This is a genomic window from Pseudomonas sp. FBF18, assembly GCF_024261405.1.
In the GTDB taxonomy this organism is placed as follows: domain Bacteria; phylum Pseudomonadota; class Gammaproteobacteria; order Pseudomonadales; family Pseudomonadaceae; genus Aquipseudomonas; species Aquipseudomonas palmensis.
In genome coordinates this window covers 1-26,081 of record NZ_QKRS01000016.1, presented here as the reverse complement: position 1 = coordinate 26,081, position 26,081 = coordinate 1, and the positions used below count along the sequence as shown (strand labels likewise).

The window sequence follows — 26,081 nt, the reverse complement described above, 5'->3', positions numbered from 1 at the left end:
CATGCCCCTGTAGGAGCCGGCCTTGCCGGCGAAGCTTCTGGCTCAGACGCGAAACTGATTGATCAACCGGCGCTGCTGCTCCGCCAGCTTGGTCAGCTCCGCGCTCGCCGTGCTTGACTCATCCGCCCCGCCAGCCACTTCATTGGCCACCTGGCCGATATTGATCACATTGCGGTTGATGTCCTCGGCCACTGCGCTCTGCTCCTCCGCCGCGCTGGCGATCTGGGTGTTCATGTCGTTGATCACCGACACCGCCCGGGTGATGCTCTCCAGCGCCTGGGCCGCCTGCGCCGCCTGTTGCACGCTGACTTCGGTCTTGCCCTGACTGTCCTCCATTACCTGCACCACATCCCGCGTGCCCTGCTGCAGCTGCTGGATCATCTGCTGGATCTCTTCGGTAGCCTGCTGGGTCTTCTGCGCCAGGTTGCGCACTTCATCGGCCACCACGGCAAACCCGCGTCCCTGTTCACCGGCTCGCGCCGCCTCGATGGCCGCGTTGAGCGCCAGCAGGTTGGTCTGTTCGGCAATTGCACGAATCGCCACCAGGATCGCGTTGATGTTCTCGCTGTCGCGCGCCAGGGCCTGTACCACACCCACCGCACGGCCTATCTCCTCGGCCAGGGCGCTGATCGAGGTGGAGGTGTTGCGCACGATCTCCAGGCCCTGGTTGGCGGCCTGGTCGGCATTGCTGGCCGCTTGCGCCGCATGGGTGGCATTGCGCGCCACGTCCTGGGCGGTCGCGGTCATTTCATGCACCGCAGTGGCCACCAGGTCGATCTCGGCCATCTGCTTGTGCACGCCCTGGTTGGTGCGAATGGCGATGTCGGCGGTGTGCTCGGACGAGTCGCTGACCTTCTGCACCGACACCACCACCTGGCTGATCATTGCCTGCAGCTTGCTCAGGAATGTATTGAAGCCACGGGCGATGGCGCCCAGTTCGTCGGCGCGATCACTGCTCAGGCGCCGGGTCAGGTCACCTTCGCCCTGGGCGATGTCGTCCAGCATGCCGACCATCTGGCGCAGCGGCCGGGCGATGCCGTGGGCCAGCAGCCAGATCACCAGCAGGCCAAGCCCGGCGATGCCCAGGCCGACCACGATCATGCCGGTGAGGTCGGTGCTGCGCTGGGCGCTCATTTCGCGCTGCAGCGCGTCGAGGTCGGCCATCACCGCGCTGACCGGCAGTTGCAGCAGCAAGGTCCAGCGCGAGGCGGTGTTGCCCACGGCAAATGGCACGAACAGCTCGATCTGTCCGCTGGCATGGTCGATTTCGTAGTGCAGCGCCTTGCCCGACAGGTTGCCGAGCACCGCCACTTCATTGGGTTGCAGCACATCGCTGGCTTTTTTGCCGAACGTGCTCGCATCCTTGGTATAGGCCACCACGCGTCCGTTGTTGGACAGCAGCGCCATCTCGCCCGCACCGTCATACAGCTGGGCGTCGGCGGCCTTGAGCATATCCTGGATGAAGTTCAGCGACAGGTCGGCGGCGGCGATGCCCTGGAACTGGCCGTTGACCATGATCGGCTCGACGAACGAGGCCAGCATCACGGTCTTGTTGCCCACCTGGTACGGGGCCGGGTCGATGGCGCAGGCCTTGCCGGTCTCCTTGGAACACAGGTAGTACTCGCTGGTGCGCACGCCCGTGGGCAGCAGGGTACGGTCGTCCACATCCTGGAGTTTGTCGAGGGTCAGGCTACCGTCGTCGTTACGGTACCACCACGGCAGAAAGCGCCCGCTCTGCGGGTTGACGCCCGCCAGCGTGCTGCCTGCATAGCGGGCATCGTCGTGGTCCAGCGCATTGGGCTCCCAGCCCACGTAAACGCCCAGCAACAGCGGGTTGTCCAGGGCGGTCTGCCTGAGCAGGGCGATCATCTGTTCGCGTTCGAGCTTGAGCTGCGGGTTGCCGGCAGCATCCTGCATGCCGATCAGAGCATTGGTGGTGGCCAGGCCGCGGGCGATCAGCAGCGGCGCCTCGAGGCTGCGCTGGATCTGGCTGACCTGGGTCTGGGCCAGGGCCGTCAGGCGTTGCTCGATCACTGCCTCGAACTGTTGCTGGGTGCGGTTGTGCACCAGCGTCTGGGTGCGGGCACCGGAATACACTGCGTATAGCACCAGTGCTGCAACGATGCTCAGCACGATGGCACCGGCCAGCGCGGCCACGGAAAACTGGATCGACTTGAACTTCATGGGAGCTCCGAGCGCAAAGAGGGTCGCCTGTCTGGGCGTTATCGGCGTGCCGGGGGCAAAGCATGAGTGTGGCGATGCAATTCTTCGCGAACGGCTGTAGCGCGTTTATGATGCGCGGCCTAGGATACGCCGCATGTTCGAAGGGAGTGTTTTCATGCGTAGATCAGTTGTTATCGGTGCCCTGAGCGCCAGTGTGCTGCTGGCCGGTTGCCAGGCCGTGAACACCACCAGTGGTGGAGCGGTAGGCGTGGAGCGCAAGCAGTACATGTTCAGCATGCTGTCGACCGATGAGGTCAACCAGATGTACGCGCAGTCGTACCAGCAGACCCTGGGCGAGGCATCCACCAAGGGTATGCTCGACAAGACCAGTGCCACCGCCAAGCGGGTGCAGGCCATTGCCGATCGGCTGATCGTGCAGGCGCCGAAGTTCCGCCCCGATGCGGCGCAGTGGAAATGGGAAGTCAACCTGATCAAGAGCGACGAGCTCAATGCCAACTGCGGCCCGGGAGGCAAGATCATTTTCTATACCGGCCTGATCGACAAGCTCAAGCTGACCGACGACGAGATCGCGGCGGTGATGGGCCACGAGATCGCCCACGCCCTGCGCGAGCATGGTCGCGAGGCGATGTCCAAGGCCTATGGTGTGGAGATGGCGCGCCAGGGCGCAGGTGCCCTGTTCGGCCTGGGCCAGGACAGCCTGGCGCTGGCCGACACCGTGGTGCAGTACAGCATGACCTTGCCCAACAGCCGCAGCAACGAGAACGAAGCCGACCTGATCGGCCTGGAGCTGGCGGCGCGTGCGGGCTACAACCCGAATGCGGCGATCAGCCTGTGGAACAAGATGACCGAAGCGTCGGGTGGTTCGCAGCCTGAGTTCATGAGCACTCACCCGGCTTCGAGCAGCCGTATCGCGTCGTTGCAGGCGGCGATTCCCAAGGTGATGCCGTTGTACGAGCAAGCCAGAAAATAGCGCCGTGACCTTCGCCGGCACTGTCGGCTCCTACCTGAACCTGTAGGAGCCGGCCTTGCCGGCGAATGCTTCACACACTAGCCGGTATCAGCCCACCCACCCGCTGACCTTCATCGCCGAATACACCGCCACCAGCGCCAGCACCACGAATGCCGTGGCCGCCAGGCGACGGATCAGGGTCAACGGCAGCTTCTCGGCGGCAAAATTGCCCGCCAGCACCACCGGTACGTTGGCAATCAGCATGCCCAGGGTGGTGCCGATGATCACCATGATCAGGTGCGGGTACTGCGCCGCCAGCATCACCGTGGCCACCTGCGTCTTGTCGCCGATCTCGGCAATGAAGAACGCGATCAGCGTGGTCAGGAACGGGCCGAAGCGCCGCGCCGTACTGGCTTCATCGTCATCCATCTTGTCCGGCACCAGGGTCCACAGGGCCGTGGCGGCAAAGCTTGCGGCCAGGATCCAGTGCAACGTGGCCTCCGAGAAGAAACTGCCGAACCACGCACCCACTGCACCGGCCGCCGCATGGTTGGCCAGGGTCGCGGCAACGATACCGGCGATGATCGGCCAGGGTTTGCGAAAGCGTGCAGCGAGGATGAGCGCGAGCAGTTGCGTCTTGTCGCCGATTTCGGCGAGCGCAACGATGGCGGTGGGGACCAGCAACGATTCCAGCATCAGGATTCCTACGGGGGCGGGTCGACACGGCTATGACACGTACAGCCTTCCCGCCCCGGGTAAGGTGTGCGTGTCATAGGTCTTGTCAAACCCTGGATCCGTCTGTGCGGACCGTGGGTCGTACGCGCCATGGTCTGAGGACCAAGTATGTTGACGCGTACCGGGCGAGCTGGGTGCTCGCGGGAGACTACTCCCCTAGGACGGAGCGGATTCTGCCTAGGCAAAACCGTTTGGGCAAGCGAAGTTTTTAAGTTCGTGTGGCCTGGTAGATCCGAAAGCCTTGTCCCTCGTCGCGAATCAGGCAGTTGCCCAAGGCGCCTTCGATGAGCGGTTGGTACCGCAGGAAGCTGTTGGCCACAAGCCGAAGTTCGCCGCCTTTTTTCAGATGATCGGCCGATTTTTTCAGCAATGTTTCCGAGGCGTGGTAATTGGTGTGAACCCCGGTGTGAAACGGCGGATTGCTCAGGATCACGTTCAGCTCGCGGGGCGCGGCATCGATGCCGTCACCGGCGATGACCTCCCCCTCCAGGCCATTGGCGGCCAGGGTCAGGCGGCTGCTGGCCACGGCGAAGGCATCCACGTCCAGCAGCGTTACCCGGCTTTGTGGGTAGCGGCGCTTGATCGCCGCGCCGAGCACGCCCGCACCGCAGCCAAAGTCCAGCACATGGCCCACGGGCAGTTGCTCGAGGTTGTCCAGCAGCAGCGCGCTGCCGCGGTCCAGCCGGCCATGGCTGAAGACCCCGGGCAGGCTCACGATCTGCAGCGGGCCTTCGGCCAGTGGCAGTTCGAATCGTTGCGCCAGGCTTTCCAGCGGCTGCGCCTCTGGCGGGGTGTCCACCGTGACCTGCCACAGCTGGCAATGGCGTGCACTGTCGAGCTTGCGCGGCTTGCCGAAGGCGTGCAGCTGCTTGGCCGCACCCTCGATACCCCCGCGCTTTTCACCCACCAGGTACAGCTGGCGCCCACCCAGGCGCGAGGCCAGGGCATTGAGCAGGTAGTTGGCCAGATCGCGGGACTTGGGCAGAAACAGCACGGCGCCGTCGAAAGCCACCGGCGGCACCTCCACGCCATAGTGACTGCGCCCGGCAAAACGCGCCTCGAGCGCGGCCTGGTCGCCGGCGTGCCAGCTCCAGGCGCGGGCATCAGGCAGGCTGCCCAGCAGGTCGTCGGCGGGCAGGCCGGCCAGCAAGACGGGGCCTTTGAACAGCTCGGCCTGACGGAGCAACACTTCACTACGCGGGTCCATGGTCGGCGCCCCTCTGCAAAAAGTCGCGAATTCTAGCAGAACTCAGCTGACCACTCGGCGCGGGTTGCCCTGCAGGAAGGCTTCGGCGTTCTCGGCCAGTTGGCCGACGATGCGCTGGCGCGCCTCGACCGCGCCCCAGGCACTGTGCGGGGTGACCACAAGGCGCGGGATATCGCCTGCCAGCAGGGGGTTGCCATTGACCGGAGGCTCCACGCTGAGCACGTCGGTGGCGGCGCCACCCAGGTGCCCGCTGCGCAGTGCGTCGGCCAGCGCCTGCTCGTCGATCAGCCCGCCACGGGCGGTGTTGACCACGAACGCGCCGGGCTTGAGCAGGGCTAGCTCGGCGGCGCCGATCATGTTGCGGGTGCTGTCGTTGAGCGGGCAGTGCAGGGTCAGCGCATCCACCTGCGGCAGCAGCTCGGCCAGGCTCAGGCGATCATCGCGGGCCGGGCGGCCGGGCAACTGGCCGGACAGCACGCGCATGCCGAAAGCTTCGGCCAGGCGCGCCACCGCACCGCCAAGTTCGCCGTGGCCGAGCAGGCCGAGGGTCTTGCCCTCCAGTTCGACGATGGGAAAGTCGAGCAGGCAGAACTGCCTGGCCTGGGCCCATTTGCCGTCGGCCACCGCCTGCTGGTAATCGGGCAGGCGAGTGGCCAGCGCCAGCAGCAGGGCCAGGGTGTGCTGCGCCACCGAGGGCGTGCCGTAGCCCTGGCAGTTGCTGACCACGATGCCCTGGGCGCGCGCGGCCTGCAGGTCGACGTTGTTGGTGCCGGTGGCCGACACCAGGATCAGCCTTAGGTCGGGGCAGGCCGCGAGGGCGGCGGCGTCCAGGTGCACCTTGTTGGTGATCGCCACGCTCGCGCCCTGCAGGCGCTCGGCCACTTCGTGGGGGGCAGTGGCCGGGTGCAACTGCAGTTCATCGAAGCAGCCGCGCAGGCGGCTCAGGTCGAGGTCGCCCAGGTCCAGGGAGCTGTGGTCGAGGAATACAGCGCGGCGCAAGGTCATGGGGCAGGCTCCTGGGGTGTGGTTTGAGCAGGTAGTGGGGCATTAGAGCCTGCATCGCCGTGGGCGTAAAGCCAGGCATCCGGCTGCACGGGAGGTGACTGTGCCGATTCACTTGTAACTGTATCTTTCAGAACTGCCAGGCAGTGGGTAAGGTACGCCACCCGATCGTTTGCCAGGAGCGTCACCCCATGTACTGGGCAGAATTTCTCACCGTTGCGCTGATCCACCTGCTGGCCGTGGCCAGCCCCGGCCCGGACTTTGCGGTGGTGGTGCGCGAAAGTGTTACCCACGGTCGGCGCGCCGGTACCTGGACCGCCTTCGGCGTGGGCACGGCGATCTTCCTGCATGTGGGCTATTCGCTGCTGGGCATCGGCCTGATCGTGTCGCAGTCGATCATGCTGTTCAACGTGCTCAAGTGGCTGGCTGCGGCCTACCTGGTGTACATCGGCATCAAGGCCCTGCGTGCCCGCCCGGCGCCTGCCGGCAGCGAGAGCGTGCAGGTCTCGACCGTGGCGCGCACCCCGCGTGCCGCCTTTGTGGCAGGGTTCATGACCAACGGCCTGAACCCCAAGGCCACGCTGTTCTTCCTGTCGCTGTTCACGGTGGTGATCAACCCGCACACGCCGCTCTTGATACAGGCCGGCTACGGGGCCTACCTGGCGCTGGCCACCGGCCTGTGGTTCTGCCTGGTGGCCCTGCTGTTCAGCCACGCCCGCGTGCGCTCCGGCTTTGCGCGCATGGGCCACTGGTTCGATCGCGGCATGGGCGCGGTGCTGGTGGCGCTGGGTATCAAGATCGCCTTCACCGAGATGCACTGAGGCGGTTGATGGCCATTGGCCTGTCATCCCTGAGGGCGCGCAAATCATTCCTTTGGCTGATTTGAGCGCCCCCGTCCCGTTCTAGAGTAAGCGCCGTATTGCCATGCCTGCGTACTCGAAAAAGGGACTCCCATGCTGCAAACCAGGATTATCGCCCCCGCTGCGGGCGCTTACGAATACCCGCTGCTGATCAAGCGCCTGCTGATGTCGGGCAGCCGCTACGAGAAAACCCGCGAGATCGTGTACCGCGATCAGCTGCGCTACAACTACCTGACCCTGAGCGAGCGCATCGCGCGCCTGGCCAACGTGCTCACCGCAGCCGGGGTCAAGGCCGGCGACACCGTGGCGGTGATGGACTGGGACAGCCATCGCTACCTGGAGTGCATGTTCGCCATCCCGATGATCGGCGCGGTGGCCCACACCATCAACGTGCGCCTGTCGCCCGAGCAGATCCTCTACACCATGAACCACGCCGAAGACCGCTTCGTGCTGGTCAACAGCGATTTCATCGGGCTGTATCAGTCCATCGCGCCGCAACTGACCACGGTCGAGAAGACCCTGCTGCTCACCGACGGCCCCGACAAGCATGCCGAACTGCCGAACCTGGTGGGCGAGTACGAGCACCTGCTGGCGGGCGCGGCCACCACCTACGACTTCCCCGACTTCGACGAGAACTCGGTGGCCACCACCTTCTACACCACCGGTACCACCGGCAACCCCAAGGGCGTGTATTTCACCCATCGCCAGCTGGTGCTGCACACCCTGGGCGTGGCTACCGTGACCGGCAGCATCGACAGCATCCGCCTGCTGGGCACCGATGATGTGTACATGCCCATCACCCCGATGTTCCACGTGCACGCCTGGGGTATCCCCTACGTGGCCACCATGCTCGGGCTCAAGCAGGTCTACCCGGGGCGCTACGAGCCGGAGATGCTGTGTCAGCTGTGGCGGGACGAAAAGGTCACCTTCTCGCACTGCGTACCGACCATCCTGCAGATGCTGCTCAACGCCAAGGGCGCGCAGGGCCAGGATTTCGGCGGCTGGAAGATCATCATCGGCGGCAGCTCGCTCAACCGCGCCCTGTATGAGTCGGCCAAGGCCCAGGGCATCCAGCTCACGGCGGCCTATGGCATGTCGGAAACCTGCCCGCTGGTGGCCTGTGCCCACCTCAACGAAGAGCTGCTGGCCGGCAGCGACGACGAATGCATCAGCTACCGCATCAAGGCCGGCGTGCCGGTGCCGCTGGTGGAGGCCGCGGTGATGGATGCCGAAGGCGGCTTCCTGCCGGCTGACGGCGAGTCCCAGGGCGAACTGGTGCTGCGCGCGCCGTGGCTGAGCATGGGGTATTTCCGCGAACCGGAGAAAGGCGCCGAGCTGTGGCAGGGCGGCTGGCTGCACACCGGGGATGTGGCGACCATCGACAGCATGGGCGTGGTCGATATCCGCGATCGCATCAAGGACGTGATCAAGACCGGCGGGGAGTGGGTGTCGTCGCTGGCCCTCGAAGACCTCGTCAGCCGCCACCCCTCGGTGCGCGAAGTGGCGGTGGTGGGTGTACCCGATCCGCAGTGGGGCGAGCGTCCGTTTGCCCTGCTGGTGGTGCGTGACGGCACCAGCATCGACGCCCGCGAGCTCAAGGAGCACCTCAAGCCCTACGTGGAGCTGGGCATGATCAACAAGTGGGCAATCCCCAGCCAGATCGCCCTTGTTACCGAAATTCCCAAGACCAGCGTGGGCAAGCTGGACAAGAAGCGCATCCGCGTCGACATCAGCCACTGGCAGGCCAGCAACAGCGCATTTCTGTCCACCCTCTGAAGGCAGGCCGGTCGCGCCCTGGCGGGTGCGACCCTCGCGCCAGACACCTGCGCGCCTTGTCAAAGCGAAAAAATAGGCCATCCTTGCCGCTGCCCGCGCAGTTGGCGAGCGAATCAGCTCTTTGGGTGTAGTACCAACGTGCAAATCACACTTTAGAGGGATCAAGCACAGGTACCTGCTGGCTATAGTCGGGTCAGGGGATTTTTAGGGACGGGGGCCCGCGCAAATGACTGCGCACTGCCACGTTGGTCGACCAGCAGGCGTATTCACGTCGGTCGTTCGATGCGTTTCTCAAAGGACTCACTGCCATAAAAATAAAGTACATGGAGTAGCGTCGATGACATCAGTAAATCTGTTCTGGCGCCGGGCGAAATTGCCATTGGCCGTCAGCCTCGCTTCTACGCTCGCCGGCCCTGCATTCGGCGTCAGTTTCAACATCGGTGAAATCGAAGGTCAGTTCGACTCGTCGCTGTCCGTGGGGGCCAGCTGGTCGACGGCCAAGCCGAACCAGAACCTGATCGGCGTCAACAACGGCGGCAAGGGGCTGTCGCAGACCTCCGACGACGGCCACCTGAACTTCAAGCGCGGCGAGACCTTCTCGAAGATCTTCAAGGGCATCCACGACCTGGAGCTCAAGTACGGCGACACCGGCGTGTTCGTGCGTGGCAAGTACTGGTACGACTTCGAACTCAAGGACGAACACCGTCAGTTCAAGGACATCAGCGACTCCAACCGCAAAGAGGGCGCCAAGTCGTCCGGTGCCGAGCTGCTCGACGCCTTCGTCTACCACAACTACTCGATTGGCGAACTGCCGGGTTCGGTGCGTTTCGGCAAGCAGGTGGTGAGCTGGGGTGAAAGTACCTTCATCGGTGGTGGCATCAACTCGATCAACCCCATCGACGTTTCCGCGTTCCGCCGCCCGGGTGCCGAGATCAAGGAAGGCCTGATCCCGGTCAACATGTTCTACATCTCCCAGAGCCTGACCGACAACCTGTCGGCCGAAGCCTTCTACCAGCTGGAATGGGACCAGACCGTCGTCGACAACTGCGGCACCTTCTTCTCCCAGCCGGACATCATCGCCGACGGTTGCACCGACAACCTGCGCGTATTGTCCAGCAGCCGCACCATGACCCCGGCACAGATCGCCGGCCTGGCCAACTTCGGCGTGGACGTGAACGAGGAAGGCATCAAGGTGGCGCGCGGCCCCGACCGCGATGCCCGTGACAGCGGCCAGTTCGGTGTTGCCCTGCGCTACATGTTCGAACCGCTCAATACCGAGTTCGGCGCCTACGCCATGAACTACCACAGCCGTGCGCCGATCTTCAGCGCCACGGGGGCTTCTGCACAGGCCTACGCCATTGCCGGCATGGTCGACCCGCGCACCGGCGCCGCCATCGTGGCGGGCAACTCCAAGTACTTCGTCGAGTATCCCGAAGACATCCGCCTGTACGGCCTGAGCTTCTCCACCACCCTGCCTACCGGCACCGCGTGGAGCGGTGAAATCAGCTACCGGCCGAACGCACCGGTGCAGCTGAACACCACCGACATCCTGTACGCCGGGGTCACCCAGCTGGGCGGCACGTTCGGCAATGCCTCGCTGCTCAAGGGCCAGGCCGATACCGACCTGCACGGCTACAAGCGCAAGGAAATCACCCAGTTCCAGACCACCCTGACGCACTTCTTCGACCAGGTGATGGGCGCCAGCCGCATGACCGTGGTAGGTGAAGTGGGCGTGACCCACGTGGGCGGCCTGGAAAGCGCCGACAAGCTGCGCTACGGCCGCGATCCGGTGTATGGCCCTGGCCCGCTGCCGGATACCTTCGGCCTCAACACCTGCTCGGACATCCTCAACGCCGGCACCATCGGTGGCGCCGCGCCTGGCGGTGGTTCCTCCGCCAACCGCAGCCGCAAGTGCGAAAAGGACGGCTACACCACCAGCACCTCGTGGGGCTACCGTGGCCGCGTGATCTGGGACTACAACGATGTGTTCGCCGGGGTCAACCTCAAGCCGAGCGTGGCCTGGTCGCATGACGTGTCCGGCTACTCGCCAGGCCCGGGCGGCAACTTCGAGGAAGGGCGCAAGGCGGTCAGCCTGGGCCTGGACGCCGAATACCAGAACACCTACACCGCGAGCCTGTCGTACACCAACTTCTTCGATGGCAAGTACACCACCGTGGATGACCGCGACTTCATCGCCCTCAGCTTCGGCGTGAACTTCTAAGCACTGATCCGGGAAGACCAAGATCATGAAAGCAACCAAGAGTCTGTTGAAAATCGGTGTGCTGAGCCTGTCGCTGCTCGCCACCGGCGTGATGGCGGCGGTGTCCGCCGACGAAGCCGCCAAGCTGGGCACCAGCCTGACCCCGATGGGCGCCGAGAAGGCCGGCAATGCCGACGGTTCGATCACCGCCTGGCAGCCCCTGAGCACCACGGCCGGTTCGGTCGATGCCAAGGGCTTCCTGTCCGACCCGTACGGCAACGACAAGCCCAAGTTCACCATCACCGCGCAGAACGTCGACCAGTACAAGGACAAGCTGTCCCCTGGCCAGTTGGCCATGTTCAAGCGCTATCCGGACACCTTCAAGCTGCCGGTGTACCCGACCCAGCGTGGCTCCACGGTGCCGGACTCGGTGTTCGCCGCCATCAAGAAGAACGCCACCACCACCAACCTGGTAGCTGGCGGCAACGGGCTGGAGAACTTCCAGATCGCGATTCCGTTCCCGATCCCGAAAAGCGGTGTGGAGGTGATCTGGAACCACATCACCCGCTACCGTGGCGGTGGCGTCACGCGTGTGGTGAACCAGGCCACGCCGCAGCAGAACGGCAGCTACAGCATGGTGAAGCTCGAGGAACAGTTCATGTTCCGCGATCGCCTGAAGGATTTCGATCCGGCCAACCCTGGCAACGTGCTGTTCTACTTCAAGCAGAAAGTGACCGCCCCGCCGCGCCTGGCCGGTACCGTGCTGCTGGTTCACGAGACCCTCGACCAGGTCAAGGAGCCGCGCAAGGCCTGGATGTACAACGCTGGCCAGCGCCGCGTGCGCCAGGCCCCGCAAGTGTCGTATGACGGCCCGGGTACCGCCGCTGACGGCCTGCGTACCTCCGACAACCTGGACATGTTCAACGGTGCGCCGGACCGCTACGACTGGAAGCTGGAAGGCAAGAAGGAGATGTACATTGCCTCCAACAGCTACAAGCTCGATTCGACGAGCCTCAAGTATGCCGACATCATCAAGCCGGGGCATATCAACCAGGACCTGACCCGTTACGAGCTGCGTCGCGTGTGGCATGTGGTGGGCACCCTGAAGCCGGGCCAGCGGCATATCTATGCCAAGCGTGACTTCTACATCGACGAAGACACCTGGCAAGCGGCCGTGATCGACCAGTACGACGGCCGCGGCCAGCTGTGGCGGGTATCCGAGGCACATGCCCAGGACTACTACAACAAGCAGGTGCCGTGGTACACCCTGGAAGCCATCTACGACCTGCAGTCGGGCCGTTACCTGGCGCTGGGCATGAAGAACGAAGAGCAGAAGGCCTACAACTTCGACTTCACTGCCAGCAAGGCCGACTTCCAGCCGGCAGCGCTGCGCCAGGATGGTGTGCGCTGAGTTAGAACCTCCTCCGTGTGATCCCCAGAACGCCCCGGCTTGCCCGGGGCGTTTCTGTGTGTGGCCCGACAACAGGCCGTGAGGGGCAATGCGGGATGAATTGCGCGCAATGCTTCGCTTCGTGAGTTTTTGTCGCTTTTTGTTGTAGTCTTTTTTCCGACCTCTGCGCCAATCATCTTCAAATGTGCCGTTTAAAGCGCTAGTCTCGGCGGGTCTGTTCTGCCGAAGACTTCCAACTAAAACGAGCCGGCCATGACTGATCTGTCGCGTATGCAAGGGTTCGCCAGCCAGGCCATCAGCGCTGTGGAGGGCCGCTTCTACCGTCCACCACTGCCCGAGGGGCACGTGCCGCGCCCGCGGCTATGCCAGCGCCTGCACGCCGGCCTTAGCGGTCGACTGCTGCTGGTTTCGGCGCCCGCCGGTTTCGGCAAGAGCTCGCTGGCCGTGGAGTTCTGCCAGAGCCTGCCCGCCTCGTGGGGCAGCCTGTGGCTGGGGCTGAGCCAGCGCGACAGCGACCCCGGGCGCTTTCTGGAACGCCTGCTCGAAGGGCTGCAGCAGTTCTGCCCGGACCTGGGCAACCAGGCCCTGGGCCTGCTCAAGATGCGCCAGCGGCACCAGCCTTTTGCCTTCGAGGAGTGGCTCGACAGCCTGCTCGACGAACTGGCCCTGCACCTGCACCCGCAGAACCCGCTGCTGCTGGTGCTCGATGACTACCATCTGGCCCAGGGCCCGGTGCTCGACCGCTGCCTGCAGTTCTTCCTCAATCATTTGCCGCCTGGCCTGGTGCTGCTGGTCACCAGCCGCCAGCGTCCCGACTGGCACCTGGCGCGCCTGCGCCTGTCGCAGCAGTTGCTCGAACTCACCGAACAGGACCTGCGCCTGAGCCCCGAGGAATCCCTGGCCGTGCTCGACCAGCACCCCACCACGCTGCGTGGCCAGGCCCTGGACAACCTGATTCAACGCAGCGATGGCTGGGTCGCCGGCCTGCGCTTCTGGCTGCTGGCCGCCTCCGAGGCGGGGGTCGACAGCGCCTTGCCCCACGCCCTGCATGGCGGCGAGGGGCTGATCCGCGACTACCTGCTCGAAGAAGTCATCGACTGCCTGCCACCTGAGGTGCAGGCGTTTCTCTACGACACCGCCTGCCAGGAGCGTTTTTGCGCCGACCTGTGCGATGCCCTGCGCGAAAGCCACGACAGCGCGCAGATACTGCGTTACCTGAAGGCACACCAGGTGTTTCTGGTACCGCTGGACGAGCAGGGTCAATGGCTGCGTTATCACCACCTGTTCTCCGACCTGCTGCGCACCCGCCAGGCCAGCCAGCCGCTGGCCAGCCTGCACCTGCGCGCGTGCCGCTGGTTCCACGCCCAGGGCCTGCTCGACGAGGCGGTGGAGCAGGCCCTGCGCGCCGGTCACCTGGACGTGGCGGCCAACCTGGTGCAGAACCTGTCCGAAGAGCAACTGCTGGCCGAACAGAACGTCGGCATGCTGCTGCGCTGGAAGATGGACCTGCCCGACAGCCTGCTGATCAGCACCCCGCGCCTGATCGTGCTGTACAGCTGGGCGCTGGGGCTGGCCTGCCAGCTGGATGCGGCCGAGGAACTGGTCAGCCACCTCAGCCGGTTCCTGCCGGCGCCTTCGGCCACGGCGCAGAAGTCCATGCTGGCGCAATGGCTGGCCCTGAGCGGAATCATCGCCCGCGGTCGCGGCGACCGTCTGAAAACCCGCTCGTACTGCCAGCAGGCGCTGCGCAGCCTGCCCACCAAGCGCTACGGCCAGCGCCTGATGTGCCTGTCCACGTTGTCCAACCTGGCCATCGCCGAGGGCGATTTCTGGCACGCCCGTGGCTGGAACCGCGAGGCGCTGGAGCTGGCACGGCGGGTCGGCAACCCGTTGTTCGAGGCCCTGGCCCACTACGATCGCGCGCGGGTGCTGCATGCCCGTGGCGAGGTCCTGCGTTCGATGGAGGAGGTGCGCCACGGCCTGCAACGCCTGCAAGGGCTGTCGGCCCAGCGCCTGTACGCGGCGCGTGCGCGCCTGGCGCTGTACGAAGGCTACCTGCTGGTCGCCGGGCTGCAGCCCCAGGAAGGGCGTGCGCGCTTGCGCGCCGGGCTGGTGGAAGCGCGTGCCTGTCGCGACATCAGCGTACTGATCGGGCATTGCGTGCTGGCCACCCTGGACGGGCGCGAGGGGCGTTTTACCGAGGCCTTCTGCGAGCTGGCCGAGGCCGAGCGCCTGATGCATATCTGGGACGTGCCGCCGGTGTTCTACCTGGCCATGATCACCCTGGTCAAATGCGAGCTGTGGCTGGCCCAGGGGCGCATGGACCTGGCCGAATCCTGGCTGCTGCGCCTGGGCCAGACCTACGGTGGCGAACGTGCCGCCGCCGCACCGGAGTTCCATCCGCTGCTGCCTTTGCACATCGAACTGCAGCAGGCCCTGCTGGAACAGGCCCAGGGGCGTACCGCACAGGCCGCACAACGCCTGCAGGCGCTGACCGAGCACGGGCGCAGCAATGGCGGCCAGCTACTCGGCACCACCGCGGTGTGTCAGCATATCGGCCTGTTGCTGGCGAGCGGTGCTGCAGAGGCGGCCGTGGTGTTGCTGCCCCAGGCCCTGGAGGCCGCGCAGGGGGGCGTGCTGCAACCCTTCCAGCGGCTGCTGGAAGATCACCCCGAGTGGATACGCGAGCAGTTGCTGGCCCAGCCGGCGGGGCCGGTGCAGGCGCGCCTGCTGTCGCTGTTGCCGGTGGTTGATACCCCGCCGGCCCCCGGGGCGGGCACCGAGGCTCTGAGTGCGCGAGAGATGTCGGTGCTCAAGCTGATCGCGCTGGGGTGCTCCAACCAGCAGATCAGCGAGCAACTGTTCATTTCGTTGCACACCGTCAAGACCCACGCCAGCCACATCAACAGCAAGCTCGGCGTCGAGCGCCGCACCCAGGCGGTCGCCCGGGCCAAGGCGCTGGGCCTGTTGTAGCACGGCAGTCGGCCAAGTATGATGGCATCGCGCCATCACGCTTGGCGCGTTGGCTTCGTGCCGCATGCTTGCGGCGCCTCAAGCAAAGTGCACGTGCTGCCGATAGCCTTTCCGAGGCCTGCAGCCGTTGACGTTGCTTGCCCAAGCAGCATGCGCTGGCGATGATCGTCGCGCTGCTTGCGTCCTGAAGCCGAGCCTGTCCCTGTAGGCGCCTTGGCGCCGCTCTTCTTTCTTCCAAGTCAGGTTTTGTGGATGTTGGTGTATAGCCAAAAAAGTTTTCTGATCGTCGATGACTTCACCGACTTCCGCACGTCCGTGCGTTCGATGTTGCGGGAAATGGGTATCCGCGACGTCGATACTGCCGAGAGCGGCGAGACGGCGATTCGCATGTGCGGGCAGAAGCGCTATGACTTCATCCTGCACGACTTCCACCTGGGCGACGGCAAGAAGAACGGCCAGCAGGTGCTGGAAGACCTGATGATCGACAAGCTGATCAGCCACGAGGCGATCTTTGTCATGGTGACGGCCGAGAGCAGCCAGGCGGTGGTGCTCAGTGCCCTGGAGCACGAGCCGGACGCCTACCTGACCAAGCCCTTCAACCGCCTGGGGCTGACCCAGCGACTGGACAAGCTGGTACAGCGCAAGACCCTGCTCAAGCCTATCTTGCAGGCGCTGGACCGTGGCCGACCGGCCGAAGTGCTGCTGGCCTGCGACAACCTGTGCAAGCAGGACCCGCGCTTTGCGCCGCTGTGCCTGCGCTACCGTGCCGACGCCCTGGGCGCCCTCAACCGGCATGAAGAGCTGGAGCGCTTTCTCAAGGCGATCCTGGCCAATCGCCCTACGCCATGGGCATACGCGGCGCTGGGCAAGCTGCTGTTCAAGCGCGGCCAGGCCGTCCAGGCCAAGGAAATCTACGAACAGGCGATCAAGGCGTTTTCGATGATGCCCGGCCTGTACGACGGCTTGGCCGACGTGCTGGCTGCCGCAGGTGAAACCCGCCGTGCCCAGTCGGTGCTCGAAGAGGCCGTACGCCTGTCGCCGCTGGCGGTCCGCCGGCAGATGCAACTGGGCAAGCTGGCCCTGGGCAACGCCGACTTCGACACCTCGTCGCGGGCCTATCGCCAGGCCGTGAGCCAGGGCCAGAATTCGCGTTTCAAAGACCCTGAAAGCAACCTGGGCCTGGCCCAGGCGCTGATCCAGAAGAACGTGGGCAACGGCCTGGATGCACGCACACGGGTGGAGCTGAACCAGGTGCTGGGCGATGTGGCCAAGGAGTACACCGACGACCAGGGCCTGCAGGTACGTGCGCGCTTGATCAAGGCCACCGGCCTGGCGCAGGCGGGCGATGCCGAGACGGCCGCCAAGCTCACCGAGGCGGCGGTTGCGCGGCTGGAGAACATGGACCAGTTCTTCTCGGCCGAAACCGCCCTGGCAGTGGCTGCGCAGTTGCAGCAACTGGGTCAGGAGGCGGCGGGCACGGCCATCCTCAAGAACTGCGTGGAAGTCTACGGTGACGACGCGAGCGTGATGCAGAGCATCGCCAAGCTGACTGACGACCCGACGATTCTGGGCGCCGGCAACGAAGCCGTCGACCTCAACCGCCAGGGCGTGCGCAGCTATCAGGCCGGCAAGGTCGGCGAGGCGCTGGAGCAGTTCCGTCGCGCGCTGGCGTTGCAGCCCAAGAACATCAGCATTGCGCTGAACACTGCCCAGGCGCTGCTGCGCATGGCCGGGGAAAACCCCTCGAGCGCCGCGCTCGAGGAATGCCGCGCGTGCCTGGCCAAGGTGGCGGGCATTCCCAATACCGATCCGCGCTACGAGCGCTATCGAAAACTGCGTATCCGGGCGGTGGGCTCATGAGCAACGATTCCCAGGGGCTGGATTTTTCCACGGTGATCGCCTCCACCGTACACGACATGAAGAACTCCCTGGCGATGCTGATGCAGGCGCACAGCCAGTGGCTGTCGCGCCTGCCGGCCGCCCAGGCGCAAGGCCCGGAGCAGGCGGTGGTGGAGCACGAGTTCGCGCACCTCAACGGCATGCTCGTGCAGCTGCTGGGGCTGTACAAACTCGGGGTCAATCAGTTGCCCATGTGCCCCGACTACCATGACCTGGACGACTTCATCGGCGGCCTGCTGGCGTCCAATCAGCCGATCATCGACAGCCGCGAGATCATTGCGCGCTACGAGATCGATGCCTTCAACCCGCTGGGCTTCTTCGACCGCGAGCTGGTCGGTTCGGTGATCTCCAACGTGATCAACAACGCCATCCGCTATGCCGGGCACGCCTTGCTGGTCACGGTGGCGGAGCAGGGCGAGCAACTGGTGCTGAGCATCAATGACGACGGCCCGGGTTATCCACAGGGCATGATCGACCGTCAGGCCGACTACGTGCAGGGCATCAACCTGCACACCGGCAGCACCGGGTTGGGCCTGTACTTCGCTGAACGCATTGCTGCGCTGCACGAGCGCAACGGTGTGCGCGGGCGCATCGAGATCGCCAATGGCGGTGCCCTGGGCGGCGGCCTGTTCCAGCTGTACCTGCCCTGAGCCAGCCGCCGGTCGGCCAGGGCGTTGCACCAAAGTCTACAAATTAAACGGTTAGTACATAAAATCCCGTAACATAGGCCACCTGCATTTCTTGTGTCCCGGTTCGCGTCTTCGTCGCTGACCGGGTGGTGATCTATTGTCTTTCGGGAGGGCCGTTTGAGCCTCTTTTCGCGTTTTCCGTTCAGCCCCCTCGCGTTTGCCGTGGGCCTTTCTTCCAGCCTGCTGGCGTGTGCGGTGCAGGCCGATGCATTCGACAACCTTGTCGACAGCCCGACCCTGAGCGGCGACTGGGGCGGCAGCCGCTCACGCCTGGAGGCGAGCGGCGTCAAGCTCACCGGCGAATATGTGTCGGAAACCATGGGCCTGGTCAGCGGTGGCCTCAAGCACGGTGCGCGCTATGCGCAGCAGGTCCGCCTGGGCGCCACCTTCGACCTCGAGACATTGCTGGGCGAGGCGGATGCAGGCACGGTCCAGCTGACGATCAATGACCGGCGCGGCAACAGCGCCTCGCAAGACCTGGTGGGCAACCGGCTGCCGGTGCAGGAGATCTACGGCGGGCTGTACACGCGCCTGAGCGAACTGAGCTATGCGCGCAGCCTGTTCACCGACGACCTGAACGTCAAGCTCGGCTGGATGGCCATGGGCAATGACTTCGGCGGCATGGGCATCCTCACCAACTTCGTCAACGCAGGTTTCTGCGCGCACCCGCTGAGCATGTCCGGTGGCAGTGGCTGGGGCAACTACCCCGCGGCGCACTGGGGCATGGAGCTGAAATACCGCATCAGCCCCGAGTGGACGGTGCAGACCGCCTGGTTCAACGTGAACCCCGAGACCAACAGCGCCTCGTCCAAGGCCTTCGACCTGACCTCCAGCGGCACCACCGGGGCCATCCTGCCGGTGGAGCTGATCTACAACAACCTGGCTACCTATGATGGGCAGTACAAGCTCGGCTGGTATTACGACACCTCCGACACTGCGCGCATCGGCCAGCCCGACAGCAAGGCGGCGGGGCGTCACGGTGCCTATGTCCTGGTCGATCAGATGGTATGGCGTTCGGATTCGACCCGGGGGCGCAGCGTACGCCTGTTCGCGCAGGCCACCGACACCGACACGGCCACTTCGCCGTTCTCGCACTGGTACGCGGCCGGAGCGGTGCTGAGCCGACCGTTCGCTTCGCGCGAGCATGACAACGTGGGGTTGGCATACGGCCGTGCGGTGTTCAACTCGCGCAGCCGCGATGTCCAGATCGCCAACCTGGAGCGCGGTGGCGACCTGGCCCAGGCGCAGAGTGTCAGCAACCTGGACATGGGCGAGCAGTTGGTGGAACTGAGCTACACCGCCCAGGTAACCCGCTGGCTGACGGTGCGCCCGAGCGTGCAGTACGTGATGGAGCCGGGTGCATTTTCCGGCAAGGACACCCAGGACGCGTTGCTGGCCGGCGTACAGGTGAAGGTGCAGTTCTGATGGAGTGAGCGCGATGCGCTTGTTCGCCGGGAGGCTGACCCCTGCACAGGACTGTAGGAGCCAGCCTTGCTGGCGAAGAGGGGTGCATGACATCATCCCGCGCCCAGATCGCCCAGGATGGCCTCGCCTTCATGCTTCGCACTTCACTGCTTGCCCTCGCTCTGTTCTCCTTCCCGGTTTTCACCTACGCCGCCCCTGCGGCCTCGGACAAGAGTTGCAGCGGTGACGATTATGTCTGCCCCGACTGGATGCCGACCCAGGGCCAGGTGCAAGACGCCATGGCTGACTTCACCCGCAAGCTTCACGCCAGTGGCCGGATGACGTCGCCGATCAAGGTGCTGGGCCGCATAGAAGTCTCCACCGTCTCTTGCGCATCGATGGGCCCGGAACGCGATTCGAACTTCATCTGCGGTGCTGAAGTACGCCTGCTCGGCGACGGCGGGCAGACCCACCACGTGCAATCGTCCTACACCATGCGGCTTTCCGAGTCGAACCGGTTCAGCGTCTACTCGCAGGGCGAATGGGTTGAGTTGTGACGCGAATCGTGGCTGACTGCGCGCTCTTTTTCATCGAGCCCCTGCCGTAGCCATGAGTGAACTCACCGTCGAACTGATCCCGACCGGCCCTGAACACATCGAGCTGATCCGCAACCTCTACCAGTTCTATGCCTACGAGTCCTCGGACTGGGAGCAGGAAGACGTCGAGGTGGACGGCCGTTTCTACATCCACGACGAGCACCTGGCCCGCTACTGGCAGGAGCCGCAGTGGAGCGCCAACCTGATCCTGGTCGATGGCTACATCGCCGGCTTCCTGCTGGTCGAGCGCAGCGAACTGGCAGGGCTGGACGCACAGGAGCTGGCCGACCTGTTCATTCTCAAGCGCTACCGGCGCAAGGGCATCGGCCAGGCATTGGCTACCCAGGTGCTGATGAGTGGGGAAGGGGACTGGCTGGTGCGCTTCTATGACCAGGATGAAACCTCACAGGCGTTCTGGCGCAGCGTGCTCGACAACCTGCCACGGCCGGTGCAGGCCATCGAACTGGATGATGAGGGCGAGTTGCTGAGCTTTTTGATTACGCGGGCGGTCATGCATTGAAAGGGCCGGCTACCAGCGGCAAGCCTCACCAGACTTCATGGATCTGGGCCCTGTAGTTTTTTTCGATGCGCTAGACCAGCAAGGGCGCGCTGATTAATCCTCGGGTGGGGTACTTCTGCTCTTGCGAGCTGAATGCCCTGTCCGGTCGATACTCTTCGTCACCGTCCCACAGCCAGAGCGAGCCACCCGGCCCACCCGCCCTTGTGCGGAATGTCAGAGATCCATACCCCCGTGCATTGACAATTATTCCAGCGATGAGAGTTGGCCCGACTGCTTTCGACCAAACTCGAAGAGCTGTTTGGTCAGCAGCAGGAAACCACTGTGCGTAAGCGTGGCCCAAGACCTGTTCCACTTGGAAGGTTTGACGCTGAGCTTAAGCCACTAGTAGCTAGATCATCTACCTTTCTGGCAGCGCCACCAGTTGCTTTTGCACCGTTAAATCACCTAGATTTCACGGCCTTCTCTTTTATGTAGTCCTCCAAATAACTTTCTAAGGGCTTTGCTGTTCCAAGAACATGAAGCGCACCAGACTGCGTAGTATTTTGAAATTACTGAGATTTGCTGGCTTCCCGGTCTGCCCATCAAGGAATCTAACAACACCATTCTGATTAAACACATTGAAAACATGCCCTGGCTGACCCAGCCCATAAGAACCAAACACAATTCCCCGAGCGCCATTTCCGGAGCTTGCCATTTGCTGCGCAATATTGTCAGGCGCCGTTATAGGGCCAAATTTAGAGCCAAATTGTTTTTGAAACACACTCAGCGGGACACCTTTCGCCTGGCCTTGCAGGCGCAAAACAAACCATACTTGGTCGGTTTTTTGATGGACTATGTAGAGTTAGTATTGATTAACGTGCCGCCATCTTTACCAAGGCCATCGTAATCGATCAGTGTTTGCTCAACTGCCCGAGCGTCAGCACGAGAAATATTCTCAAGTCCTCTGATTTCGGAAACCACTATACCTTTTTGTCTGAGGTGAGCTTGACTGCGTTTAACTATGTCGTCGGTTTCCAACGTAACGAGTCACGCAAACAATAACGCAGTTATAAACACAGGCCTTTCCGCCTATAGAGGCAACCTCACCTGCGCCTTTTGCACCGAAGGACTAATTCTACTTAATAGAAATTTCTTTTAATTCCTCGATAAGTCGATCCCCCTCCTCACTTTGCGACTCCAAACTAATCATCACAGGAAAGTCTTCATAAACCAATCGCAGGAGCCGGTCTTTTATAATCACCCCCCACACTCTAGTATCAACAGAATCACTTCTGCTAATAATCTTTCCAGAAAATAACTTAACGAATTCTTCGGCATAATTAGGGAAGCCTTCCCAGCCCACATCAGAAGTCAGCTCCGCATACAGTCTCCCAGACCTCATGCGGCCAAGAGAAAACACTTTTTCATCAATAAATTTTTTCATTGAAAAAGATCTCCACCACCAGCTCGCGTAGAGCTCTCAATTATCTGATCAAAAGTTTTTCCCTTTTTAACTAAATCATCAAATGCAGGGCCGATCTTGTTACCATATCGCTCCAAATTTCTTGCATCGATTACGTCAAGCATATCCGGAGGCGTATACTCCCTATACTTTACTTTCAACTCGTTTCTTGCGCCATATGCATATTTTGCGACTTCTTCTGCGCTAGCGCCGCCGGCACGCATTTTGTCCACAGCACCTTGCAAGTCGTAAACATCTTTAACATAGTTTTGTCGGACAGGTGGGAGATACCCGAAGTCTCCGTCAGCTTTAGATATAGCGTTGTCCCAAGCAGGAGTACCTTTTGCACCACCTACCGAATGCGCATAAGGCATCCCTGCTTCCGCATCCTTTATACCACTTGTCGAATTTGGATTCTTTCCAGGTGCCCCATTTTTACCACCAGCGTTGTCCACCAGGCTCGACGCCTTCCACGCCGTCTCCCGCTCCCCAAGCGCTTTCGCAACCTGCCCCAGCTTCCCTGCCTTGTTGATCACCGCAAAGCTCAGGGCGAACTCGGTGTCCCACTGCATTTCCACCCGCAGGGCAGCCTGTTCCTGGCCTTGCAGGCGCAAAACAAACGCCTGGACTTTCGCGTCCTGCTTGGCGCTCTCAAAGGCTTGTGCGACTTCGTACGGATTGCTGGCCTTCTGAATCAGTCCGTTGGTGATACGAGAACTGGTGCCACTAAAGTCCGTGACCAGCCCTTCACCCAAGCCGTAGATGTTTTTGGCTGACTCTGCCACTGCCGCCGCAATGCCTTGCCCTACGCCAATCCCGCCACCCACCAGATCGGTTTTGCCGTAGTTGAGGTTGCGGTCGTAATAGGCGAGTTGTTCCCAGTTCTGAAGGAATCTGTCGTTGATCAGGTATTCCTTATTCACCTTCGGATCATAGAAATTTGCGTGGTTGATCTCGTAGTTCTTGAGCAACGCCAACGTTTCCGAGGCGGTATACACCTTGTGCGGGTCGCTGATGCTCGGCACATCCCCTTTGTCCGTGGTCGCATAGTTCGCCCCCAGCGGCGCCAGCGCCTGCCCGAGGTGGGCGAGGGTGCTGTCGTCGAACTTCACGCCCGCAGCGCTGATCGTGGTCTGCCAGTCCTTGTCGGTGTAGTAGGCAAATGCCTCGGCCATGCGCCGCTCGGCTTCGGCCACGTTGATGTTCTGCTCTTGCGCCAGCGCCTTGGCCTGCTCGGAGATGAGCTTGCGTTCTTCCAGGTGCAGTTTGAATCGCCCCTGGTTTCCTAGACACTCTCCAAGCTCAGAAAATAGCGTTTCTCATACTCTACCGGCGACAGCTGATTGTTGACTTCTCACTTACAAACTAATTGCCGAACTACATTTTGAGCTGTATCTAAAGAAAAATTCTCTGCTATTTCCAGTTATCGCAGCGTTGTTGTTTGCCTATGCTCTGTTGAGCATATTTGGTCACGATCATTTCATTTGGCTACAGTACCTCAATAGCTTTTGGGCTTATGCCGCTATCGTCTGGGGATTCTTTCTGCTGGCCATGACAGAGCAACTGGTTGATCCGTTGGAAAAGGCTCGGGACAGGCGAAACAGCTAAGCAAGCGAAGCTATGGCGCGATGTATAACAAAAGCTATACACATGATCCTAGACAAATCAAATAGTTAGCTCTGTTTTGTATTACAAATGTATAGCCATCAATCAGCACGAAAAATGGCTAATCCGTTGATCTACAAGGAAACACTTACCCCGGACGGGGGTGCGTGTTGTGTATTGAGATTTTGCTCCTGTTAAGGAGCGAAAAATCATGCTCAAAAAGGGCGTATTGAGCAGCTAGACCGTAGGTCGTCAGGGTGGGTGCAAAAGGGGTGCAACTTGACTGCAGAAAGGATGCAAGAAGGCGGCAAAAAGGGTGCAGATCGGGTGCAAAAACACCGGCGCTAGGCCGGTGTCAGATCACACCTAGGCTTCTACAATTAACAAGAGACATTCAAACCGCAAGCAGAGATAAAATCACGTATCGGTATATCAAGAAAGCTACTCTCTCCAGCGGAAAGAACATCTTGCAATGTGACGATGCCTTTTTCAAAGTCCAAAGAAACGTCAAAGCAATTAAACTCGAACTCCCTGAGCAGAACGCTCTTTGAGCACATCCGCTCATCAAAGGCATCTTTCAAAATAGAGCGAACGCTGTCGTCCAACTCTTGGGCGACAAATCGTTCTATTAGTGTGCCGCCACTGCTCATAACCATTCCTAACTAGTACGGGAATGCAGTCTGAATCACACCATCCCGAACATTTATTTTGATTGTCGATGTTGGAGCGCCTGAGACGTTTGTTCCAATCACCTTACCTGCGTTGTACTCAATAACGTGCCCACCTGGGCCATTAGGAGTTACCTTCCCATATTTCAGTGCGTTATCAACATAACTAGAGACATCTTTAACAGATGTTCCTTGCGAGAACTTACTAACATTCGCAAATCCTGAATCAGGTCCATGGCGATAGAATACATGCTCAATACCTGTCATCAAATCGCCTTTGTTATAAGTGCTCGCGCTCCACGATGCATCTATTTGTCTTGGGGCTGGTAATGCCTTGATCGTGTCATCTACAACAGCCCCAGTTCCTTTTGCACCACCCACCGAATGCGCATAAGGCATCCCTGCCTCCGCATCCGTTATACCACTTGTCGAATTCGGATTCTTTCCAGTTGCCCCATTTTTACCACCAGCGTTGTCAACCAGGTTCGAGGCCTTCCAAGCCGTCTCCCGCTCCCCAAGCGCTTTCGCAACCTGCCCCAGCTTCCCTGCCTTGTTGATCACCGCAAAGCTCAGGGCGAACTCGGTCTCCTTGTCGGTGTAGTAGGCAAATGCCTCGGCCATGCGCCGCTCGGCTTCGGCCACGCTGATGTTCTGCTCTTGCGCCAGCGCCTTGGTTTGCTCGGAGATGAGCTTGCGTTCTTCCAGGTGCAGTTAATGGCTGTCCTATTACAGATCACGTCGACGATAGCTATGAGCATCACCAGCGAAGAACGTGAATTTTTCATTGCTCTGGGCGAACGCATTGCCCGCCTGCGCAAAGAACATGGCATCACCCAAACCCAACTGGTCGAACGGCTGGGCGTGTCCCAGCAGACTATTCAAGCCTATGAGTCCGGTAAGCGGCGGATTCAGGTAGCGGCGCTGCCAGAACTGGCCCGACTCCTTTCGACCACACTCGAAGAGCTGTTTGGTCAGCAGCAGGAAACCACTGTGCGTAAACGTGGGCGTGCTCCGAAATGGCAACAGCAACTGGAAGCCATCGATCAACTGCCCAAGAGCCAACAGAAATTCGTTGCGCAGATGCTCGACGCCTTGATTGCTCAGGCCACGACCAAGGCAAGCAGCGAAGGAAGAGAGATTTTGCAGTAAGCAGATAAAACAACACCGGCGCGAGGCCGGTGCAATTCCAATCACTTTTACAGAAAATACCAGTGCGAGTTCTGCTATCGGGGCCAAGCAAAATTTCTAAATATCAAGTTATGGATATATACCGAGCCGCTCAAGCTCAGAGAAAAAATACTCCATACCTTCCCGTATGCTATCTGTATCTTTTCTTATTACAACATCGTTACTTGTCGACATATTTAAAATAAAAGTATAAATATTACGCTCTCTTTCACCATCCACCTTAAAGATGAAAAAACCTTTGTTTTTCATCGCCACCAACTCTAGTATTTGAATAAACTCCTCTAGCCCGACGCCATTCATACTTGGCGAACCGAAACGAGCCGCATACTTTTCAGAAAGCTCATTGAAAGACATTAATCCAGCCCTCTTAATGCTTTTGAAATGTCTTGGACATTAGTTAGCTTCCCCGTCGCAACCTTATTCACAACATTCCAAATAATTTGTCTTGGCGGACCATCCACGCCGTTTTTTATAATCAACTGCTCAACCACCTCAACAGCAGTCCGCTTGTTCCCATTATCAAACAGATGCCCGCCTGCAATATCCCTGATCATTGAGCCAGCCTTATTATAAAAACCATCATAATTGGCAGCATTTGCAATAGCCGTATCTACTTCTCTGAATGAAACCGAACCGCCAAACTGTGAATTTATAGCAGTGATGTCATCTGCACTTAAGCCGACCTTGAAACCACCAAGACCTGTTCCACTTGGTAGGTTTGACGCTGAACTTAAGCCACTAGTAGCTAGATCATCTACCTTTCCGGCAGCGCCA

The 26,081-nt window shown here is 61.4% G+C and carries 23 protein-coding genes and 1 riboswitch; of the genes, 12 read left to right on the top strand and 11 right to left on the bottom strand.

The window, feature by feature from the left end; genetic code table 11:
* Positions 1–42 precede the first annotated feature (42 nt).
* On the bottom strand, positions 43–2,184 hold the full coding sequence (locus DN387_RS20950; protein ID WP_043864355.1) for a methyl-accepting chemotaxis protein: 2,142 nt from the start codon (positions 2,182–2,184) through the stop codon (positions 43–45).
* A gap of 154 nt (positions 2,185–2,338) precedes the next feature.
* Here DN387_RS20950 and DN387_RS20945 point away from each other — a divergent pair, with 154 nt between their 5' ends.
* On the top strand, positions 2,339–3,154 hold the full coding sequence (locus DN387_RS20945; RefSeq protein ID WP_043864476.1) for a M48 family metallopeptidase: 816 nt from the start codon (positions 2,339–2,341) through the stop codon (positions 3,152–3,154).
* A gap of 87 nt (positions 3,155–3,241) precedes the next feature.
* Here the strand turns inward: DN387_RS20945 and DN387_RS20940 are convergent, their stop codons facing one another.
* From DN387_RS20940 to DN387_RS20930, 3 genes are all read right to left on the bottom strand, one after another.
* The gene (locus DN387_RS20940; protein ID WP_043864356.1) at positions 3,242–3,829 is read right to left on the bottom strand and encodes a TMEM165/GDT1 family protein; all 588 of its coding nucleotides are present in this window, start codon (positions 3,827–3,829) and stop codon (positions 3,242–3,244) included.
* Between the two features lie 88 nt (positions 3,830–3,917).
* Positions 3,918–4,037, bottom strand: a riboswitch (yybP-ykoY riboswitch).
* 39 nt (positions 4,038–4,076) lie between these two features.
* Positions 4,077–5,075 (bottom strand): class I SAM-dependent methyltransferase, encoded by a 999-nt coding sequence (locus DN387_RS20935; protein ID WP_043864357.1) that lies wholly within the window; start codon positions 5,073–5,075, stop codon positions 4,077–4,079.
* Positions 5,076–5,117: 42 nt separating this feature from the next.
* On the bottom strand, positions 5,118–6,080 hold the full coding sequence (locus DN387_RS20930) for a 2-hydroxyacid dehydrogenase (protein WP_054916229.1): 963 nt from the start codon (positions 6,078–6,080) through the stop codon (positions 5,118–5,120).
* A 188-nt stretch (positions 6,081–6,268) separates the two neighbouring features.
* Between DN387_RS20930 and DN387_RS20925 the strand changes: the two genes are divergently transcribed.
* The 10 genes from DN387_RS20925 to DN387_RS20880 all read left to right on the top strand — a co-directional run bounded on the left by DN387_RS20925 (position 6,269) and on the right by DN387_RS20880 (position 20,405).
* Positions 6,269–6,898, top strand: coding sequence for a LysE family transporter (locus DN387_RS20925; RefSeq protein ID WP_043864359.1), 630 nt, complete (start codon positions 6,269–6,271; stop codon positions 6,896–6,898).
* Between the two features lie 132 nt (positions 6,899–7,030).
* On the top strand, positions 7,031–8,713 hold the full coding sequence (locus tag DN387_RS20920) for a fatty acid--CoA ligase (RefSeq protein WP_054916228.1): 1,683 nt from the start codon (positions 7,031–7,033) through the stop codon (positions 8,711–8,713).
* Positions 8,714–9,050: 337 nt separating this feature from the next.
* The gene (locus tag DN387_RS20915) at positions 9,051–10,934 is read left to right on the top strand and encodes a DUF1302 domain-containing protein (protein WP_043864361.1); all 1,884 of its coding nucleotides are present in this window, start codon (positions 9,051–9,053) and stop codon (positions 10,932–10,934) included.
* A gap of 25 nt (positions 10,935–10,959) precedes the next feature.
* Positions 10,960–12,324: a DUF1329 domain-containing protein gene (locus DN387_RS20910; RefSeq protein ID WP_043864362.1), complete on the top strand. Its 1,365-nt coding sequence runs from the start codon at positions 10,960–10,962 to the stop codon at positions 12,322–12,324.
* A gap of 252 nt (positions 12,325–12,576) precedes the next feature.
* A complete protein-coding gene (locus DN387_RS20905; protein WP_054916227.1) occupies positions 12,577–15,297 on the top strand; it encodes a LuxR C-terminal-related transcriptional regulator in 2,721 nt (906 codons plus the stop codon).
* A gap of 252 nt (positions 15,298–15,549) precedes the next feature.
* Positions 15,550–17,157: a tetratricopeptide repeat-containing response regulator gene (locus tag DN387_RS20900; RefSeq protein WP_043864364.1), complete on the top strand. Its 1,608-nt coding sequence runs from the start codon at positions 15,550–15,552 to the stop codon at positions 17,155–17,157.
* Positions 17,154–17,846: a sensor histidine kinase KdpD gene (locus DN387_RS20895; RefSeq protein ID WP_054916226.1), complete on the top strand. Its 693-nt coding sequence runs from the start codon at positions 17,154–17,156 to the stop codon at positions 17,844–17,846. Before DN387_RS20900 ends, DN387_RS20895 begins: the two co-directional genes overlap by 4 nt.
* 156 nt (positions 17,847–18,002) lie before the next feature.
* Complete coding sequence (locus DN387_RS20890; protein ID WP_156326241.1) at positions 18,003–19,310, top strand: carbohydrate porin; 1,308 nt, start codon at positions 18,003–18,005, stop codon at positions 19,308–19,310.
* Between the two features lie 86 nt (positions 19,311–19,396).
* Positions 19,397–19,846, top strand: a complete 450-nt coding sequence (locus DN387_RS20885) for a hypothetical protein (RefSeq protein WP_054916225.1) — start codon at positions 19,397–19,399, stop codon at positions 19,844–19,846.
* A 52-nt stretch (positions 19,847–19,898) separates the two neighbouring features.
* Positions 19,899–20,405: a GNAT family N-acetyltransferase gene (locus tag DN387_RS20880; RefSeq protein ID WP_054916224.1), complete on the top strand. Its 507-nt coding sequence runs from the start codon at positions 19,899–19,901 to the stop codon at positions 20,403–20,405.
* A gap of 490 nt (positions 20,406–20,895) precedes the next feature.
* Here the strand turns inward: DN387_RS20880 and DN387_RS26185 are convergent, their stop codons facing one another.
* From DN387_RS26185 to DN387_RS20860, 5 genes are all read right to left on the bottom strand, one after another.
* The gene (locus DN387_RS26185; protein WP_368044655.1) at positions 20,896–21,165 is read right to left on the bottom strand and encodes a toxin glutamine deamidase domain-containing protein; all 270 of its coding nucleotides are present in this window, start codon (positions 21,163–21,165) and stop codon (positions 20,896–20,898) included.
* Between the two features lie 354 nt (positions 21,166–21,519).
* Positions 21,520–21,828, bottom strand: a complete 309-nt coding sequence (locus tag DN387_RS20875; protein WP_054916223.1) for a DUF3630 family protein — start codon at positions 21,826–21,828, stop codon at positions 21,520–21,522.
* A complete protein-coding gene (locus DN387_RS20870; protein ID WP_156326240.1) occupies positions 21,825–23,042 on the bottom strand; it encodes a hypothetical protein in 1,218 nt (405 codons plus the stop codon). Before DN387_RS20870 ends, DN387_RS20875 begins: the two co-directional genes overlap by 4 nt.
* 789 nt (positions 23,043–23,831) lie before the next feature.
* On the bottom strand, positions 23,832–24,101 hold the full coding sequence (locus tag DN387_RS20865; RefSeq protein WP_054916221.1) for a hypothetical protein: 270 nt from the start codon (positions 24,099–24,101) through the stop codon (positions 23,832–23,834).
* Positions 24,102–24,113: 12 nt separating this feature from the next.
* Positions 24,114–24,761: a hypothetical protein gene (locus DN387_RS20860; protein ID WP_236171992.1), complete on the bottom strand. Its 648-nt coding sequence runs from the start codon at positions 24,759–24,761 to the stop codon at positions 24,114–24,116.
* Positions 24,762–24,776: 15 nt separating this feature from the next.
* On the opposite strand from DN387_RS20860, the gene DN387_RS20855 reads away from it, so the two are divergent.
* The gene (locus DN387_RS20855; protein WP_218186785.1) at positions 24,777–25,268 is read left to right on the top strand and encodes a helix-turn-helix domain-containing protein; all 492 of its coding nucleotides are present in this window, start codon (positions 24,777–24,779) and stop codon (positions 25,266–25,268) included.
* 108 nt (positions 25,269–25,376) lie between these two features.
* Here the strand turns inward: DN387_RS20855 and DN387_RS20850 are convergent, their stop codons facing one another.
* On the bottom strand, positions 25,377–25,661 hold the full coding sequence (locus DN387_RS20850; RefSeq protein ID WP_043305952.1) for a hypothetical protein: 285 nt from the start codon (positions 25,659–25,661) through the stop codon (positions 25,377–25,379).
* The coding region (locus DN387_RS20845; protein WP_254506287.1) for a hypothetical protein at positions 25,661–26,081 on the bottom strand (421 nt) is incomplete at its 5' end. The genes DN387_RS20845 and DN387_RS20850, both read right to left, overlap by 1 nt.

Bases quoted from the DNA above. Each gene is read 5' to 3' on its own strand.
- DN387_RS20950 (WP_043864355.1), bottom strand. From the start codon at position 2,184: ATGAAGTTCAAGTCGATCCAGTTTTCCGTGGCCGCGCTGGCCGGTGCC.
- DN387_RS20945 (WP_043864476.1), top strand. From the start codon at position 2,339: ATGCGTAGATCAGTTGTTATCGGTGCCCTGAGCGCCAGTGTGCTGCTG.
- DN387_RS20940 (WP_043864356.1), bottom strand. From the start codon at position 3,829: ATGCTGGAATCGTTGCTGGTCCCCACCGCCATCGTTGCGCTCGCCGAA.
- DN387_RS20935 (WP_043864357.1), bottom strand. From the start codon at position 5,075: ATGGACCCGCGTAGTGAAGTGTTGCTCCGTCAGGCCGAGCTGTTCAAA.
- DN387_RS20930 (WP_054916229.1), bottom strand. From the start codon at position 6,080: ATGACCTTGCGCCGCGCTGTATTCCTCGACCACAGCTCCCTGGACCTG.
- DN387_RS20925 (WP_043864359.1), top strand. From the start codon at position 6,269: ATGTACTGGGCAGAATTTCTCACCGTTGCGCTGATCCACCTGCTGGCC.
- DN387_RS20920 (WP_054916228.1), top strand. From the start codon at position 7,031: ATGCTGCAAACCAGGATTATCGCCCCCGCTGCGGGCGCTTACGAATAC.
- DN387_RS20915 (WP_043864361.1), top strand. From the start codon at position 9,051: ATGACATCAGTAAATCTGTTCTGGCGCCGGGCGAAATTGCCATTGGCC.
- DN387_RS20910 (WP_043864362.1), top strand. From the start codon at position 10,960: ATGAAAGCAACCAAGAGTCTGTTGAAAATCGGTGTGCTGAGCCTGTCG.
- DN387_RS20905 (WP_054916227.1), top strand. From the start codon at position 12,577: ATGACTGATCTGTCGCGTATGCAAGGGTTCGCCAGCCAGGCCATCAGC.
- DN387_RS20900 (WP_043864364.1), top strand. From the start codon at position 15,550: ATGTTGGTGTATAGCCAAAAAAGTTTTCTGATCGTCGATGACTTCACC.
- DN387_RS20895 (WP_054916226.1), top strand. From the start codon at position 17,154: ATGAGCAACGATTCCCAGGGGCTGGATTTTTCCACGGTGATCGCCTCC.
- DN387_RS20885 (WP_054916225.1), top strand. From the start codon at position 19,397: ATGACATCATCCCGCGCCCAGATCGCCCAGGATGGCCTCGCCTTCATG.
- DN387_RS20880 (WP_054916224.1), top strand. From the start codon at position 19,899: ATGAGTGAACTCACCGTCGAACTGATCCCGACCGGCCCTGAACACATC.
- DN387_RS20875 (WP_054916223.1), bottom strand. From the start codon at position 21,828: ATGAAAAAATTTATTGATGAAAAAGTGTTTTCTCTTGGCCGCATGAGG.
- DN387_RS20865 (WP_054916221.1), bottom strand. From the start codon at position 24,101: ATGAGCAGTGGCGGCACACTAATAGAACGATTTGTCGCCCAAGAGTTG.
- DN387_RS20850 (WP_043305952.1), bottom strand. From the start codon at position 25,661: ATGTCTTTCAATGAGCTTTCTGAAAAGTATGCGGCTCGTTTCGGTTCG.